The 16542-nt window shown below is 61.2% G+C and carries 15 protein-coding genes; 11 read left to right on the top strand and 4 right to left on the bottom strand.

Annotated elements, in window-relative coordinates:
• The first annotated feature begins 10 nt into the window (after window positions 1-10).
• Entirely contained in the window at window positions 11-1744 is a 1734-nt protein-coding gene (locus RFER_RS04320) for an acetyl/propionyl/methylcrotonyl-CoA carboxylase subunit alpha (RefSeq protein WP_011463189.1), read from the top strand.
• A gap of 76 nt (window positions 1745-1820) precedes the next feature.
• Here RFER_RS04320 and RFER_RS04315 read toward each other — a convergent pair whose 3' ends face one another.
• Together RFER_RS04315 and RFER_RS04310 are read right to left on the bottom strand one after the other, a co-directional pair.
• The gene (locus RFER_RS04315) at window positions 1821-2378 is read right to left on the bottom strand and encodes a nucleotidyltransferase family protein (protein ID WP_011463188.1); all 558 of its coding nucleotides are present in this window, start codon (window positions 2376-2378) and stop codon (window positions 1821-1823) included.
• An 8-nt stretch (window positions 2379-2386) separates the two neighbouring features.
• Window positions 2387-3415, bottom strand: coding sequence for an XdhC family protein (locus tag RFER_RS04310; RefSeq protein ID WP_011463187.1), 1029 nt, complete (start codon window positions 3413-3415; stop codon window positions 2387-2389).
• Between the two features lie 198 nt (window positions 3416-3613).
• On the opposite strand from RFER_RS04310, the gene RFER_RS04305 reads away from it, so the two are divergent.
• The 10 genes from RFER_RS04305 to RFER_RS04260 all read left to right on the top strand — a co-directional run bounded on the left by RFER_RS04305 (window position 3614) and on the right by RFER_RS04260 (window position 13682).
• Entirely contained in the window at window positions 3614-3937 is a 324-nt protein-coding gene (locus RFER_RS04305) for a nitroreductase family protein (protein WP_011463186.1), read from the top strand.
• A gap of 5 nt (window positions 3938-3942) precedes the next feature.
• Window positions 3943-4419: a (2Fe-2S)-binding protein gene (locus RFER_RS04300; RefSeq protein WP_011463185.1), complete on the top strand. Its 477-nt coding sequence runs from the start codon at window positions 3943-3945 to the stop codon at window positions 4417-4419.
• Window positions 4416-6548, top strand: a complete 2133-nt coding sequence (locus tag RFER_RS04295) for a xanthine dehydrogenase family protein molybdopterin-binding subunit (RefSeq protein ID WP_011463184.1) — start codon at window positions 4416-4418, stop codon at window positions 6546-6548. Before RFER_RS04300 ends, RFER_RS04295 begins: the two co-directional genes overlap by 4 nt.
• Window position 6549: 1 nt before the next feature.
• Entirely contained in the window at window positions 6550-7086 is a 537-nt protein-coding gene (locus tag RFER_RS04290; RefSeq protein WP_011463183.1) for a flavin reductase family protein, read from the top strand.
• Between the two features lie 70 nt (window positions 7087-7156).
• Window positions 7157-8107, top strand: coding sequence for an HlyD family secretion protein (locus RFER_RS04285; protein WP_244095799.1), 951 nt, complete (start codon window positions 7157-7159; stop codon window positions 8105-8107).
• Entirely contained in the window at window positions 8107-9054 is a 948-nt protein-coding gene (locus RFER_RS04280) for an ABC transporter ATP-binding protein (protein WP_011463181.1), read from the top strand. Before RFER_RS04285 ends, RFER_RS04280 begins: the two co-directional genes overlap by 1 nt.
• Window positions 9054-10013: an ABC transporter ATP-binding protein gene (locus RFER_RS04275; RefSeq protein ID WP_011463180.1), complete on the top strand. Its 960-nt coding sequence runs from the start codon at window positions 9054-9056 to the stop codon at window positions 10011-10013. The genes RFER_RS04280 and RFER_RS04275 overlap by 1 nt, the downstream gene beginning before the upstream one ends.
• The gene (locus RFER_RS04270; RefSeq protein WP_011463179.1) at window positions 10010-11146 is read left to right on the top strand and encodes an ABC transporter permease; all 1137 of its coding nucleotides are present in this window, start codon (window positions 10010-10012) and stop codon (window positions 11144-11146) included. Before RFER_RS04275 ends, RFER_RS04270 begins: the two co-directional genes overlap by 4 nt.
• A gap of 3 nt (window positions 11147-11149) precedes the next feature.
• Window positions 11150-12283 carry an ABC transporter permease gene (locus RFER_RS04265; RefSeq protein ID WP_011463178.1) on the top strand — a complete coding sequence of 378 codons (1134 nt, stop codon included), beginning with the start codon at window positions 11150-11152 and terminating at the stop codon, window positions 12281-12283.
• Window positions 12284-12488: 205 nt separating this feature from the next.
• Window positions 12489-13682 carry a YbfB/YjiJ family MFS transporter gene (locus RFER_RS04260; RefSeq protein ID WP_011463177.1) on the top strand — a complete coding sequence of 398 codons (1194 nt, stop codon included), beginning with the start codon at window positions 12489-12491 and terminating at the stop codon, window positions 13680-13682.
• A gap of 192 nt (window positions 13683-13874) precedes the next feature.
• Here the strand turns inward: RFER_RS04260 and RFER_RS24455 are convergent, their stop codons facing one another.
• Together RFER_RS24455 and RFER_RS04255 are read right to left on the bottom strand one after the other, a co-directional pair.
• On the bottom strand, window positions 13875-14087 hold the full coding sequence (locus tag RFER_RS24455; protein WP_085998756.1) for a GDCCVxC domain-containing (seleno)protein: 213 nt from the start codon (window positions 14085-14087) through the stop codon (window positions 13875-13877).
• 2 nt (window positions 14088-14089) lie between these two features.
• The gene (locus tag RFER_RS04255) at window positions 14090-16528 is read right to left on the bottom strand and encodes a heavy metal translocating P-type ATPase (RefSeq protein WP_011463175.1); all 2439 of its coding nucleotides are present in this window, start codon (window positions 16526-16528) and stop codon (window positions 14090-14092) included.
• Window positions 16529-16542 lie beyond the last annotated feature (14 nt).

Raw genomic sequence — 16542 nt, 5'->3', positions numbered from 1 at the left:
GATAACCGTCATGAAAAAAGTACTGATTGCCAACCGGGGCGAAATTGCCGTCCGCATTACCCGCGCCTGCGCCGACTACGGCGTGGCATCCGTGGCCGTGTATGCCAACGCCGACCTCAACGCCCTGCATACACGTATGGCCGACGAGGCCTATGGCCTCGATGGCGACCGCCCCTTTGAGACCTACCTGAACATCGAGAAGCTGCTGGCCGTGGCCGTTCGCAGCGGTGCCGACGCCGTGCATCCCGGTTACGGTTTTCTGTCCGAAAGCGCCGCGTTTGCCCAGGCGGTGATCGACGCCGGCCTGCTCTGGATCGGCCCGTCGCCCGCCGCCATTGCGCGTCTGGGTGACAAGGTGCAAGCGCGCAAGATCGCCCTGAAGGTGGGCGCCCCGCTGGTGGCCGGCATGACCGAACCGGCCAAAGATGCCAGCGAAGTGCTGGCCTTTGCCGAGCAATATGGCCTGCCGATCATCATCAAGGCGGCGTTTGGTGGCGGCGGTCGCGGCATGAAAATCGCGTGGCGCCTGGACGAGGTGGCCGAGCTGTATGAATCCGCCGTGCGCGAGGCCATCACGGCGTTCGGGCGCGGCGAGTGTTTTGTGGAACAGTTTCTGGACTGCCCGCGCCACATCGAGGCCCAGGTGCTGGCCGACACCCACGGCCACGTGGTCGTGCTGGGCACACGCGACTGCTCGCTGCAGCGGCGCAACCAAAAACTGGTGGAAGAAGCGCCCGCGCCGTTCCTGAGCGACGCGCAGCGCAGCCGCATCCACCAGGCGGCGCACGACATCTGCGCCGAAGCGGGCTACACCAGCGCGGGCACAGTCGAGTTCCTGCTCAGTGGCAATGGCGCCATCTCCTTCCTGGAAGTCAACACCCGCCTGCAGGTCGAGCACACGGTCACCGAACAGACCACCGGCATTGACCTGGTGGTCGAGCAGCTGCGCATCGCCGATGGCCACACGCTGACCATCACCCAGACCCCAGAGCCCCAAGGCCACGCCTTTGAGTTCCGCATCAACGCCGAGGACGTGGGGCGTGGCTTTCTACCGTCGCCGGGTCTGGTCACGGCCTTTGCGCCGCCCTCGGGGCCAGGCGTGCGTGTGGACGCCGGGGTGGAATCGCTGTCCACGGTGCCGGGCACGTTCGACTCGCTGATGGCCAAGCTCATCGTCACGGGCGCCACCCGCCAGCAGGCCATCGCGCGCGCGCGCCGGGCTTTGAGAGAGTTCCGCATTGAAGGTGTCGCCTCAGTGCTGCCGTTTCATCGGGCGGTCATGGCGCACCCGGATTTCGTGTCCGAAGAACCGTTCAGGGTGCACACGCGCTGGATTGAAACCGACTTTGCCAACACCCTGGCCGCCGCCGCGCGCGCCGAACCGGCGCCCGATGCCAGCCTCTACCGTACCGCCATGGAAATCGACGGCCGTCGCGTCGCCCTCGGCCTGCCCGCCGAACTGCTGCGCGGCCTGCAATCACTGGGCGGCGGCGCCAATATGGCCGCAACCAGCCCGGCCGCAGCCGCTAAAGATGTCGGCGCAGTGATCTCGCCCATCTCCGGCACCTTGCAGTCCTGGACCGTAGCCGATGGCAGTGAGGTCCAACAGGGCGACGTGGTTGCTGTCATGGATGCCATGAAAATGGAGATGCACGTTTCCGCCCACCGCAGCGGGCGTATTACGCTAAATGCTCCGGAAGGCAGTTACCAAATTCTCGAGGCTGTTCTGGCCAGCATTGAATAATCAGAGCACCAGGCAGAAGGACGGGGTAACAACAGTCACCCACGAAAAGCCACAAACTCGCCGACCCGTGGCTGATTCATGCGCCATTCATCAACTGCTCCACCACCTTGAGATCATCGATCGTGTCAATGTCGGTTACGCAGCCGACATCATTTACCACTATTTCAATAGCGGCATACGCTTGAATAACAGGGGCTGCCCCATGATCTCCCCCTAAATCCAGTAGAGCCTGGCCGCATCGGGCAGAAAAGCCAACCGGGTGCCCGCGTTGTCCGTGGTAGATCGGCACCACCACCTCGTGATCGAGCAAAGCCGTCGCCACGACATGCAGGGTACCGGCCCTGATCAGGGGCAGATCTGCGGGCAGAATCAGCCAGCCACCCCGCTCTGCGCCGAACCGGGAGGCAGCCGACCAAGTGGCCCGAACGGCCGCCGCAATCGAGTCGCCCATGCCAGGGCGCCCTCCGTCTTCCAGGTGCCACGGCAGACCGCTGGCCTTGACCGCGTCGAGCGTGTGCTGCAATACGGTTTTGCCGGCCAGCGGCGCCTGCAGTTTGGAGCCGTAGCCCCCCGAGGCCAGAAAGCGCGCACCTCGTCCACCGGCCAGAATAATCACGATCGGCATCACAGGCATTGATTCTGTCAAATCATCGCTGCACCTGCGGCGACCCCGGTGTTCTTGGCGATCAGCGCACCACCTGACACGCTGTTTTTGATCTGGATAATCTCCGCCATGATGGAGACGGCAATCTCGGCCGGTGTTTTCGCCCCCAAGGAAAGCCCAACCGGGCCATGTAGACGCGCCAGCTCTGGCGCGCTCAAGTCGAAGTGTTTGGCCAACCGCTGTCTGCGGGCATCCTGGTTGCGACGCGACCCTAGGGCGCCAACATAGAACGCCTGCGACTGCAGCGCTTCAATCAAGGCCATATCGTCGAGCTTGGGGTCATGCGTAAGTGCCACGATGGCCGTGTGGGCATCGGGCACCAGTGTGCGCACTGCATCGTCGGGCATCCCCGCAACGCGCTGGCTGGCGGGCACGCCAGCCGCCATCGTGAGGGCATATTCTTCGCGCGGATCGCACACCAAAACTTCAAAATCAAGCATGAGCGCCATCTGCGCCACCGCCTGCGACAGCTGACCGGCGCCGATCAGTAACAAACGCCATTTGGGGCCAAAAATCGTGGTCAATATGCTGCCATCAAAACTGGTGTGCTGACCGCGCCCGGCACACGAGAGTTGCACGACCCCGGTCGCCAGCGTCAACCTGCGCGCCACCAACTGGTGGTCGGCCGTGCGGGCCAGCAATTGCGCCACCCAGAGGGTTTCGAGTACGGGTTCCTGCACCAGTCGCATGGTGCCGCCACAGGGCAATCCGAAGCGGGCCGCCTCTTCTTTGCTGGCCCCGTAGACAATCAAGGCGGGCCTTGCCAAGGCGGGTTCACCTGCCGCGACCCGATTGAAGCCCGCCCGGGTGCGGGTGATCAGGTCATCTTCGACGCAGCCACCCGACACTGAACCGCTTACCACGCCGTCGTCGCGCACGGCCAGCAAAGCACCCGGCGGTCGCGGCGCGCTGCCCCAGGTTTCGATCACGGTCACCAACGTGACCGCGTGGCCGAGCCCACGCCACGCCAGCACGTCGCCCAAGACCCGCAGATCAAGACTTTCCATCAATCCACCTTTTTCACGATCCCGGCACCCCCACTGTTCTGTGTTTGACTTTTCCGTGATGGTGCGCCTGAATCTGCCATGTCCATTGATACCTATCAAGGAGACCTGTGAGCGGGTGACTACACTGGAAAATTCGCAGCTCGATCCGGGTTGACACTTTGATGCCCGTGATAGACCGCAGCCATCAAGGAGCAGCCCATGTCAGAAACCATTGACACGATGCAGGTGGGGACCGCCATCTATGGGCGCTGCTCGGTCCGCGCCTATCGCCCAGAGCAGGTGGAACTGCCAGCGCTGCAAACCCTTCTGGCGGCGGCTGTGCGCGCGCCGACCGCGATGCATGGCGAGCCCTGGCAGTTCGTCATGGGTTCGGCCGTCGCCGCGCTCAACACGTCTGAGATGAAAAGCGAGCTCGGCATACCTTTGGAAATGACAGCCATTGCGCCCATCATCGTCGGCATACCCCGAGGCGAAACAATGCCGAGTCCGCGCAAGCAGCCACAGGTGCTTGCGTGGCGTTAGCGATCATGAAAAAAAAGATTCGATTCGTCGTCAACGGCAGGCCCATCACAATGGACACGGACGACGAGCGGGCGCTGCTCTGGGTGTTGCGCACGGACCTTGAGCTCACCGGCTCAAAATATGGGTGCGGCGAAGGAATATGTGGCGCCTGCGCAGTGGTTGTTGACGGCAAGGCAGTGCGCTCGTGCACCACCCCGCTCAAGAATGTGGCAGGCAAAGACGTCCTCACCATCGAGGGACTGGCCCGAGAAGGAAAACTGCACCCTCTGCAACAGGCATTCATCGATCACGGGGCACTGCAGTGCGGCTACTGCACGTCGGGGATGCTGCTGGACGCCTATGCATTCCTGAAAGCGCATCAAAACCCATCGCGGGACGCCATCATGGCGCACATGGAGCGCAATTTATGCCGATGCGGGGCGCACCAAAGAATTATTGATGCCATCGAATCTGCTTCCCGTCACCCGGAAGGCCACGCATGAAGTCCGCCCAGGGAATGAGCCGTCGCACTTTATTCAAATTGGCAGGCGGCGGAATTGTGATCTTCATCGGCCTTGAGCCGTCGACCGTTCGAGCGCAAGACGCCGGACGTCTTTACCCGGAAGATTTCAACGCCTATCTTGTCATTCGCAAGAACGGCCGGGTCACCGTCTTTTCCGGCAAGATCGAGATGGGTCAAGGTGTCTTGACCTCACAGGCGCAAATGGTGGCGGAGGAGCTGGACGTTGAACTGGCCGCGATCGACTTGGTTCTGGGTGACACCGACCAATGTCCTTGGGACATGGGTACCTTCGGTTCCCTGACGACTCGTATGTTTGGTCCCGCGCTGCGCGCAGCAGCCGCCAAGGCGCGCGCTGCTTTGACGCGGCTTGCGGCCAACAAATTTGCTGTTCCAGAGGAATCGCTTGTCACAAAGAACGGGGTCATTTCCGTCCGAGGGGAGCCGGGTCGACACATTGGTTACGGCGAGCTGTCCAAGGGCGCGCGCATCGCACAAGTCGTCGACGAAGAGGCTGCCCTGCGTGCAGCTTCAGATTTCAGGGTCATAGGCAGTTCACCACTGCGCCTTGATGCGTTGGAGAAGGTCACAGGGGCTGCGAAATATGCGGCTGACATACGGCGCCAAGGCCTGCTGTATGCACGGATACTGCGGCCACCGATGCATGGCGCAACGCTATTGAAACTCGACACCTCGAACGCAGAGAAGGTGTCAGGGACTATGTTGGTCAAGCAAGGCGGTTTGATCGCGGTGTTAAACGCTGATCCCGAGGCCGCTACCGCTGCTCTTGCACAGGTCAAGGCAGACTGGTCCTTGCCAGAGCAGAAGGTGGATCCAGGCAACATTTTTGAGCACATTAGCAAGCAGGCGACAAAGCAAAAGATCGTCACCAGCAAGGGGGACATTGCAGATGAGAGAGCCGGCGTAGCGACTTTGTTCGAGATGACGTATCAGAAAGGCTACGTGGCCCATGCCCCCATTGAGCCGCACGCTGCCGCGGCCGAAGTCAGGGATGGTAAAGCGACCATCTGGGCGTCTACCCAGACGCCGTTCCCGGCGCGAGATCAGATTGCAGAGATGCTGGGTATGGAACCAAAGAACGTTCGCGTCATTACCCCATTCCTTGGTGGTGGCTTCGGTGGCAAGAGCGCTAATGGTCAGGCCGCAGAAGCCGCGCAGCTGGCGCGAATAACGGGTAAACCAGTGCAAGTCGCCTGGAGCCGGGCTGAAGAGTTTTTCTATGACAGATTCGACCCGGCGGCCGTGGTAAAGATTGTCTCGGGCACCAATCGGGATGGAAAAATCGCACTTTGGGATTATCTGGTCTATGCGGCGGGCGAACGTGGCGCAACACCGGTCTACGATATTGCGAACGTCCGCGTCAGATCAAATGGCGGCACCTCCTACGGTTCTGATTCTGCCGGGGCCAGCGTTCATCCGTTTGCCGTTGGACCGTGGCGTGCGCCGGGTGCCAACATGAACGTATTTGCCACCGAATCACAAATTGACATCATGGCATCCGCAGCAGGCATGGATCCGCTCGCGTTTCGCTTGAAAAACCTCACAGACCCCAGAATGATCCGTGTCCTGAATGCGGCGGCCCTTGCATTTGGCTGGAAGGACGCCGCAACGCCCAGCAGAAGAGGTTTCGGCCTGGCGTGCAGTGTGGACGCGGGCACCTACGTCGCAACGATAGCCGAGGTGTCGATCAATCCAGCCACCGGGCAGGTCAAGGTACTCCGGGTGGTTTGCGCCCAAGACATGGGAATTGTCGTCAACCCTGAAGGCGCAAAGATGCAGATGGAAGGTGGCATCACGATGGGTTTAGGCTACACCTTGACAGAAGAGTTGCAGTTTCATGGCGGTGAAATTCTTGACCGCAATTTTGATACCTACGCCATCCCACGCTTTTCCGGGGCGCCCCCAATCAAGGCCGTGCTTGTCAAGAACGACGCCCTGGCCCCACAGGGCGGTGGCGAGCCTGCAATTACAACGACGGGTGCGGTCATTGCCAATGCGGTCTTCGATGCAATTGGGGTCCGTATGACGCAGTTGCCGATGACGCCCAAGCGAATTCTCCAGGCGCTTGCGGCCAAAAACGCCAAAGCCTGAGATGGCCAAGCGCTCTTACCCCTTGTCCAAGGTCTACGGTCTGCTGGAACCCGGGCCGGTGCTGTTGCTGACGACGGCGCACAAGGGCAAGGCCAACGTGATGCCAATGTCCTGGCACACCATGATGGAATTCGAGCCGCCGCTGGTGGGCTGCGTTGTCAGTGGCAAAGACTTCAGCTTTGCTGCGCTCAAGGCAACGCGGCAATGCGTGCTCAATATTCCGACGGTGGAGCTGGCGTCCCAGGTGGTAGCTTGCGGCAACACCTCGGGTCAGAGTCTCGATAAATTCAAAGCCTTCGGGCTAACGCCTGAGCCCGCTGCGCAGGTGGCTGCACCGCTGATTTCCGAATGCTATGCCAACCTGGAATGCCGGGTCATTGATACCCGCCTTGTGAACCGCTACAACTTCTTTGTACTGGAAGTTCTCAAGGCCTGGATCGATCCAGCGCGCAAGGAGGTGCGCACGCTGCACCACCGTGGACGGGGCGTCTTCATGGTCGCAGGCGAGACGATCAAGTTGCCGTCGAAGATGAAATAACTCAGATAACTCGGCCTAGGGAATGTGCATGACCTCACGGACTCGGAAAATCCTGGCGATAGCTGCCCTGTTGACGCTGGTTCTGTTAGCGACCGTTTGGCGAACGCAGTTGCTGGCGCTCTTGAAAGCCAAGGACGAAACCAATGTCTTGAGTCTGTCCGGCAATATCGAAGCCCATGAGAGCGTGCTTGGCTTTAAGACCGTGCAGTCTCGCATCGTCGAACTCCCCTTCCATGAGGGCCAGTGGGTCAGCAAGGGGACGGTGCTCGCCGTCGTCGACGACGCCGACTATCGGCAACAAATGGCAATCGCTGAAAGTAACCTGGCGGTTCAAAAACAGCAACTCGAAGCAGCGCGTCAAAACCTTTATACGGCGGAGCGTACGTTGCTGGTTGATCAGGCGGAAGTCAGGCAGCGCCAGCTTGACCAGCAACGTGCGCTGGATCTGCAACAGCAGGGGTTTACCTCGAAGGCGACGCTGGACCAGGCTGACACAGCGCTGAAACAAGCCAGTGCGGTGCTACAGCGAGACCAGTCGCTGCAGACCGCAGCGGCGCGAGCCATAGACGTCGCCAAAGCCAGCGTACATAGCGGTGAAGCCGCGGTCGCGCTGGCACGCATCGTTCTGAGTTACACGACACTGAGGGCGCCGTTCGACGGGGTCGTGAACGTGCAGCAGGCCGAGGTCGGCGAGATCGTGGTGCCTGGCACGCCGGTGCTGACGCTGGCCGACCTTGACCACGTCTGGTTGCGCGCTTACCTGAATGAATCCGACTTGGGTCGCGTGCGAATGGGTCAGGAGGTGAGCGTCAGCAACGACAGTGATCCAAACAGGCGCTACCAAGGTCGCATCAGCTTCATTTCAGAGAAGGCGGAATTCACACCCAAGAGCGTCGAGACCCACGCCGAGAGGGTGAACTTGGTCTATCGGATCAAGATCGATATTGCCAATCCAGAACATGAACTCGTTCCCGGGATGCCGGCAGACGCACGCATCGCATTGCACACAGCGGGATCCTGATGGGCGCGCACGCTGCGGCCATGATAGAGGTGAGCGCCCTGGAGAAGCATTTCGGGGCCTTGAAGGCCGTGGCTGATTTGAGCTTTGCGGTGCAGGCGGGCGAGATCTTTGGTCTGGTGGGTCCCGACGGTGCGGGCAAGACCACGACGCTGCGCATGCTCGCTGGCGTGATGCAGCCCGATGCGGGCAGCATCGTGATCGACGGCATCGACGTGCGGGCGTTGCCCGAGCAGGCCAAACGCCATGTGAGCTATATGCCGCAGCGCTTTGGCCTGTACGAGGACCTGACGGTGGACGAGAACATCCGTTTTTACGCCGACCTGTTCGAGATGCCGAGCCAGGTTTGGCGCGCACGCGCCGACACCATGCTCGCCGCCGCCGACATGACGCCGTTTCGGCAACGGCTGGCGGGCCAACTCTCAGGCGGCATGAAACAAAAACTCGGGCTCGTCTGCTCGCTCGTGCATACGCCCAGGGTGTTGCTGCTCGACGAGCCGACCACCGGCGTGGATCCGGTCTCGCGGCGCGAGTTCTGGCAGATCCTCTACTCAATGCGCGCCGAGGGCGTGGCAATGCTGATTTCCACCGCCTATCTGGACGAAGCCGAGCGCTGCGACCGGCTTGCCCTGCTTCATGCGGGCGCCATGATGTATTGCGATACGCCAGCGGGGTTGAAGGCGCGCATGCCCGGGGCCATGCTCGAAATCAGCGCGACTGATCCGCGCCAGCTGCTCGACTTTGTGCGCACGTTGCCGGGGGTGCAGGGCGTGTTGCTGGTGGGCATCGGCGTGCACATCCATGTCGATAGCCGAGAGCGTTTGGCGCAGATTGAGGCGGCGCTGGCCGCCAAAGGCATGGCCGTGACCGGCATCGCCCTGGTGGAGCCGACGATCGAGGATCTCTTCGTGGCGCTGCTGGAGCAGACGGGTTCGAGGGAGCCGGCCTGATGCAGAACGACACCCAGGCACAGATCGTGGTCGACGCCCTGGTCAAGCGCTTCGGCAGCTTTGTCGCCGTCGACGGCGTGAGCTTCGAGGTCGGACGCGGCGAGGTCATGGGCTTCATCGGTCCCAATGGTGCCGGCAAGTCCACGCTGATCCGCATCCTGTGCGGCCTGTTGCGCCCCAGCGCCGGGCGCGCGCTGGTCGCCGGCATCGACGTTGCGCAGGATCCCGAAGGCGTGCGTCGACGCATCGGCTACATGTCGCAAAAGTTCTCGCTCTACAACGACATGAGCGTGGTCGAGAACCTGCGCTTCTTCGGCGGCGTCTATGGTGTGTCGCGCGCCGACATCAGCGCGCGTCTGCGCTTTGCCGTCGATATGGCGGGGCTCACCGGGCGCGAGGACGCGCTTGTGGCGACGCTGGCGGGCGGCTGGAAGCAGCGCCTGGCGCTGGGTGCAGCGATCCTGCACCGGCCCACGATCCTGTTTCTGGATGAACCGACTTCGGGCGTGGATCCCAGTTCGCGTCGGCGCTTCTGGGAACTGATCCACGCGCTGGCGCAGGACGGCGTCAGTGTGCTGGTAAGCACGCACTACATGGACGAGGCCGAATACTGCCACCGCGTCGCGCTGATTAACCACGGTCGCCTCATCGCTTTGGGAACGCCGCTGGAACTGCGCCAGCATGCGCTGGGCGGTGAGCTGCTGGTCATAGAGGGCAACAGCATTGGGGACGCCATGACCCAAATTGGACAGGCGCCGGGCGTGCTCGACGTGGCGATATTCGGCAGTGTCCTGCACGCATTGGTTGATCAAGCCGCATTGCGTTCCCCCGAGTTGCTGGAATTGCTGACGACCACGGGCAGGACTGACGTGCGGATGCGTCGCATAGCCCCGTCGCTGGAAGACAGTTTTGTGCATCTGGTCAGAGCCAGCGCTGCTACTGCGGGAGCTGCAGCGTGAAGTGGCGGCGTGTCAAGGCGATCGTCGTTAAGGAGAGCCTGCAGATCGTTCGCGATCCCCGCAGCCTCATGATCGCGCTGCTGATTCCCTTGCTGCAGATGTTCCTGCTGGGCTACGGCATCAGCCTGGATATCAAGCAGATTCCGTTGTGCGCCTATGACAACGAAGGCAGCCAGACATCGCAGGATTTGCTGCGGCGCTTTTCGGCGTCACCCTATTTTTCGCTGCAGGGCCAGGCCACCAGTTATGCCGAGGTGGGGCGCAGTCTGGACGATGGCCGCTGCAGCATCGCCATCGTGATCCCGTCCGGATTCTCCAAGAGACTGAACGACACCGGGCAGGGCCTGGTGCAGGCGCTGCTGGACGCGACCGACACCAACAACGCCAGCCTGGCCGCCGGCTACGCCAGCGCTGTGATCGCCAGCTATTCCGCCGCCGTCCAGCTCCAGACCATCGAGCAAAGAGGCGCCAGCGTGCAGACGCTCACGCCGGTGGAGGTGCGCGCGCGCGTCTGGTTCAACGAAGACATGGTGAGCCGCAACTTCATCATCCCGGGGGTCGTGGCCCTGGTCATGGCCATCATCGGCTCGCAGCTGTCATCGCTCACCATCGCACGCGAATGGGAGCGCGGAACGATGGAACTGCTGGTGTCGACCCCGATACAGCCGTTGGAACTGATGCTGGGCAAGCTTCTGCCATATTTCGTGGTGGGAATGGTCGACGCCTGCATCTGCCTGGCGCTGGCGGTGTTCTGGTTTGAGGTGCCGTTTCGCGGCACGCTGTCGGCGCTATTCTTCACCACCGGCCTGTTTCTCACGGTGGTGCTGTGCATCGGCTACTACGTCTCGGTGTCGATCCGCAGCCAGGTCGGAGCCAGTCAGGTCGCGTTGTTGCTCACCATGCTGCCCACGACACTGCTGTCGGGCTTCTCTTTCCCCATCGACCAGATGCCGACCGCAGTCCAGGCCGTCACATACATCGTGAGCGGCCGCTACTACGTGACGATCCTGAAGGCGCTTTTTCTCAAGGGCGCGCCCTGGGGCGAACTGGCACTGCCGATTTTCTGTCTGGCGCTGTATGCGGCGGCGATGGTGCTGCTGGCGGCCCGCGCTTTCCGAAAAACCCTGGATTGAACCATGCTGGGGCGCATCTATCATCTGCTGCTGAAGGAGTTCCTGCAGTTGCGACGCGACCGTTCGGCGCGCTTTCGGCTGCTGATTCCGCCCATCATTCAAATGCTGCTGTTTGGCTATGCCGCCACCTTTGAAGTGTTCAACGTGGCGACGGTGATCCTGGATCAGGATCAGAGCCAGGAGAGCCGCTCGCTCGTGGCGGCTTTCGTTCACAGCAGCCGCTTCAAGCTGATCGCGGTGGCGACGTCACGCCAGCAGGTTCAGGACGCGGTTGAAAGCAGCAGCGCGCAGGTCGGCGTGGTCGTGGCGCCGGGATTTGCCTCACTGCTGCGCAAGGGCCAAGCCGCACCGCTGCAGGTGCTGGTGGATGGAACGAACTCCAATACGGCACTGATTGCACTGGGCTATGTAAGCCAGATTTGTGGCAACTTTGGCCAGGGGTACGCGCTGGACCTTGCGCAACGCACCGGCCGTGCCTTGGGGCGACCGCTGGTGAACGTGCAAATGCAGGAGCGCTACTGGTACAACCCGAATCTGAACAGCCGCTGGTTCTTCATTCCCGGATTGATTGGCACGCTGACCCTGATCACCATCGTGAATCTCACGGCGTTTGCCATCGTGCGCGAACGCGAGGTTGGGACGCTGGAGCAGATTCTGGTGACGCCGATCCAGCCAATCGAGTTCGTCATCGGCAAGACGCTGCCGTTCTTTCTCATCGGCCTGTTCGAAGTGGCAATCGTAGCGGTGTTTGGCATGCTCTGGTTTGACGTTCCCTTCAATGGCAACCCGCTGGTGCTGATGCTCGGAACCAGCCTGTTCCTGCTCAGCACCCTGGCCATTGGCCTGTTGATTTCAACGGTATGCAAGACCCAGCAGCAGGCGTTTTCGTCGAACTTCTTTGTGCTCAATCCGATGTTCATTCTCTCGGGGTTCAGCTTTCCCATCACCAGCATGCCCGAGGCCTTGCAGTGGCTCACCTATCTCGATCCGCTGCGCTATTTTCTGGTCATTATCCGCGCCACCTATCTCAAGGGCGTTGGCTTGGACGTGCTCTGGCCGCAGATGGCGGGGCTGAGCATTCTGGGCCTGAGTTTGTTTTCGCTGGCCGTGCTGCGCTTGCACAAATCACTGGATTGATCAGGAAATGGATTGACTTGAAAGGCGCCAAATTCCACCGCCAACACTCGTGTGCGGATCGACGGTTGTGGGCTTTGGGCACCGACTTGTCATCGGAATCGTCGTGGCGACTGACTCTTCCAATCTTCAGGAGCCCGCCTGGTCACCAAGGCAACCTGTTTTAAAGGTACGATGCCTTCCCGCTCAACTCCAGGCAAGTTCGTCCATGACACACCACGTCACCCGCCTCAAGGTGCTAAGTGCCGGCATTTTCAGCTTGATCCTGGCGCTGGGCGTGGCCCGTTTTTCCTACACTCCGCTGCTGCCACTGATGCAGCAACAAGCCGGCCTGGGTGTGGCCGCAGCCGGTTGGCTGGCGGCCATTAACTACGCGGGGTATTTGAGCGGTGCGTTGATTGCATCGCGTATCAGCAGCCTGGTGCTCAAAGATCGGCTTTACCGCATCGGCATGGTACTGGCCATTGCCAGCACGCTGGTAATGGGCTTGAGCACGAATGTGGTGGTGTGGGCGCTGTCGCGTTATGTGGCGGGACTGACCAGCGCAGCGGCCATCCTGCTGGGCACCGGGCTCATCATGAACTGGCTCATCCGCCACAACCACCGCAGCGAGATGGGCATCCACTTTGCCGGCATTGGGCTGGGCATTGCGGGTTGCGCTGGTGCCGTGATGTTGTTCACACCATGGCTTGACTGGCGCGAGCAATGGTTTGCGTTTACTGCTGTGGGCTGCGTGCTGCTTGTGCCTGCGCTACGCTGGCTACCCCCACCAGACACCAGTGGCCTCACCAGCAGCGGCCAGAAGCTGCGAGACAAGCCTCCGAGCCCGTTGTATTTGCGGGTGTTCATGGCGGCATATTTTTGTGCCGGCTTTGGCTATGTGGTGAGCGTGACCTTTATCGTGGCCATCGTGAACCATTTGCCTGGCTTGACCGGGTGGGGCAATCTGGCGTTTTTGGCCATTGGCATCGGGGCGGCACCAGCCTGCATCAATTGGGATTTGATCGCGCGGCGCACCGGTGACTTGAACGCACTAATTTTGGCCGCTGTGCTGCAGATTGTGGGCATTTTGTTGCCCGTGCTGGCGCCCGGTCCGTGGGCCGCCATGCTGGGTGCCTTGCTGTTTGGCGGCACCTTCATCGGCATGGTGAGCCTGGTGCTGAGCATGGCCGGACGCTACTACCCCACCATGCCCGCCAAGATGATGGGCAAGATGACGCTTTCGTACGGTGTTGCACAAATCATGGGCCCAGCCATCACCGGCATGATTGGGGCGCAGTTTGGCAGTTACAACGCTGGTCTGTATGTGGCGGCCGGTGTCATGGTGCTGGGCGTTGGATTTCTGTTCGTCCTCAAGGTGGTGGAGCGGCGCGATGCGCAGGGGGCATCGCGCCAGCCTTGAAGGAAACACTTCTTGCGTCAATATGGGATTGGCTTGATGGTGCGTCGACCAAGCAGTCTGGATAACCCTATGACTTTTCCCTGTTTTCAAGAGTCAGACAGACGGGAATCTTGGGTGGCAACTGACCGATGTCCATGACAATTGGTGGTGAGGCTTCGTGAAAAGCGTCTCGGTGAACTCAACGATTCGTGATCACCCGCAACATCCGCGCTGCGCCTGCATTGGAGGGCACTTAACTGTCCCGTAGGAGCAAAAAACACAGCAGTCACCGGCCTTGGGGCTCAGCACCGTCTTGCACCGCTCGCACTCATAGAAGAATTGACAGGCATCGGTCGGCATGGTTTCCTGCCTTGCATGGCCGCACTGAGGACATGTTAATGTCGATTCAAGAATAGCGGTCGTCATGCTCATTGCTTACACGCGTTCGCCGGATGCCGCAACAGACGCAGGCCGTTCAACACGACGAGAAGGCTGGCACCCATATCGGCAAAGACCGCCATCCAAAGCGTCGCCTGTCCGAGAACAGCCAATGCGAGGAACACCGCCTTGATACCCAGAGCGAGCGCAATGTTTTGCCACAAAACGGAATGCGTTGCTCTTGAGAGACGAATAAATCCGACCAGCTTGCGCGGGTCGTCGTCCATGAGCGCGACATCCGCCGTCTCAATGGCGGTGTCGGTACCGGCCGCTCCCATTGCAAACCCAATATCCGCCGTGGCCAGAGCCGGGGCATCATTGATGCCGTCGCCGACCATTCCCACCACGGCGCCGCGGGATTGAAATTCTTTTATGGCTTCAAGCTTGTGCTCCGGCAGCAATTCGCTGCGCACCTCCGCTATTCCGACCTGCCGTGCAATTGCCTGCGCTGTGTGACGGTTGTCGCCCGTCAGCATCACGGGTTCGATACCGAGGGCCGTCAGTTCGGCAATTGCCTCTCGACTGTGGGGGCGCACTGCGTCAGCGACGGCAAAGATGGCGAGCGCCTGCCCATCACCGATGAGCACGATGGCAGTCTTGCCTTGCTCTTCCAGCGCGTTCAGCTTCAGTTCAAGAGCGGGTGAGCAGGCGTTCAAATCCTCGACCAACCGATGGTTGCCCAGCAGATACGACACACCCTCAATGACGCCTTCGACGCCACGCCCGTTTATGGCCTTGAAACTGGCCACGTCCAGCGGCGGGAAACGGTCGCCGGCATACGCACCGACCGCCATCGAGACCGGATGGTCGCTGCGCCGGGCGAGTGCCGCGGCGAGGCGAAGCTGCTCGTCTTGCGTGCCATGCAGCGCAACGATATCGGTCAGCGAGGGCCGTCCCTGGGTCAGCGTTCCGGTCTTGTCGAGCGCCAGCACGGTCAATCGATGTCCCTGTTCCAGGAAAAGGCCGCCCTTGATGAGAATGCCCCGGCGTGCTGCGGCGGTGAGTCCGGAAACGACTGTGACCGGTGTCGATATCACCAGAGCGCACGGACAGGCAATGACCAGCATGACCAGCGCCCGGTAAACCCAGGTCAACCAGTCACCACCCGCGACCAATGGCGGCAGCGCCGCGACCGCCATCGCGATGCCGAACACGATGGGCGTGTAGTACGTGGCAAAGGTATCGACAAAGCGCTGCGTCGGCGCCTTGGAAGCTTGCGCGTCCTGCACCGCACGAACAATGCGTGCCAGCGTTGAGTCGTTCGCTGGCGCCGTGGTCCGGTACGCCACTTCGCCACCTTGGTTGATGGTCCCGGCAAACAGCGGGTCGCCGATGGACTTGTCGACTGGAATACTCTCGCCCGTAATGGGCGCCTGGTCCACGGTAGTTGAGCCGCTGACCACCTGGCCATCCAGCGCAATGCGTTCGCCTGGGCGCGCACGCACCAAGGTGCCTATGGCGACGCCGGCGGCAGGGACTATCTCCCAGCCGTCAGCGACCTTCACTGTGGCCGTATCCGAGGTCATCGCCATCAAGCCCTCAACAGCCCGCCTCGCACGGTCGAGTGACTTTGCTTCAATCATCTCTGCCACGGCGAAGAGGAACATCACCATGGCCGCCTCTGGCCATCGACCAATAAACACAGCACCCGTGACCGCCACCGACATGAGGGCGTGGATATTGAGGTTGAGCTGTCGCACAGCAAACCAACCTTTTCTGTAAGTCCCCAGTCCGGTCAGCGCAATGGTCAGCAGCGTGAGCCCAATGACGCCCCAGTGCGCATCGCCAACCGAGAATGCAAGCGCCTCCGCCGCAACAGCGGCTACGCCACCCAGAATCAGCTTCCAGTAACTTGAAGCGTGCCTTTGCGATGCGGGCGGCTGGACTTGCGCCGTCCCAGAAGGCTCCACCGTTCCTCCCAGGCCAATCTCCTGCAATGCCTTCAGAACATCTGGCAGCTGTCCCGGCGCATGGTCAACAGTTAACCGGCGCTGCATCAGGTTGAACGTCATCGCGGCGACGCCATCGGCGCAGGCAAGACGCTTGCGGATGAGTGCCTCTTCCGTCGGGCAATCCATCTGCTCGACAAGGATGACGGAGCGCTCGAAGTTCCGGGGCACTGGGACTGCCTCTGCCTGAAGTTCGACCGCGAGGCCAGAATGGCGGGCGGCCGTCAGGAGTTCTGCTTCGGTAAGACCGGTGTACTCGACGCGAACCTGGCGGCGCATGAGGTCTGGCGTGATGCTTGTCACGCCATGCAGCCGCCGTAAGTCCTTCTCGACCATCCCGGACTCGGTCGGACAGCACATGTCGGGCACAGACAGAACGGTGATTGAAGTGCCCGCCTCATAGACATGCCCTTTGTGGGCATCGCCGTACTTTTGGGCATGAGGTTGGCCGTGCTGACAGGTAGAAGCGGTGGTTGACATCGAGTTTCCAAAGT

Origin of the sequence: Rhodoferax ferrireducens T118 (assembly GCF_000013605.1) — a bacterium.
GTDB lineage: Bacteria > Pseudomonadota > Gammaproteobacteria > Burkholderiales > Burkholderiaceae_C > Rhodoferax > Rhodoferax ferrireducens.
This window is presented reverse-complemented; position numbering and strand designations above follow the sequence as displayed.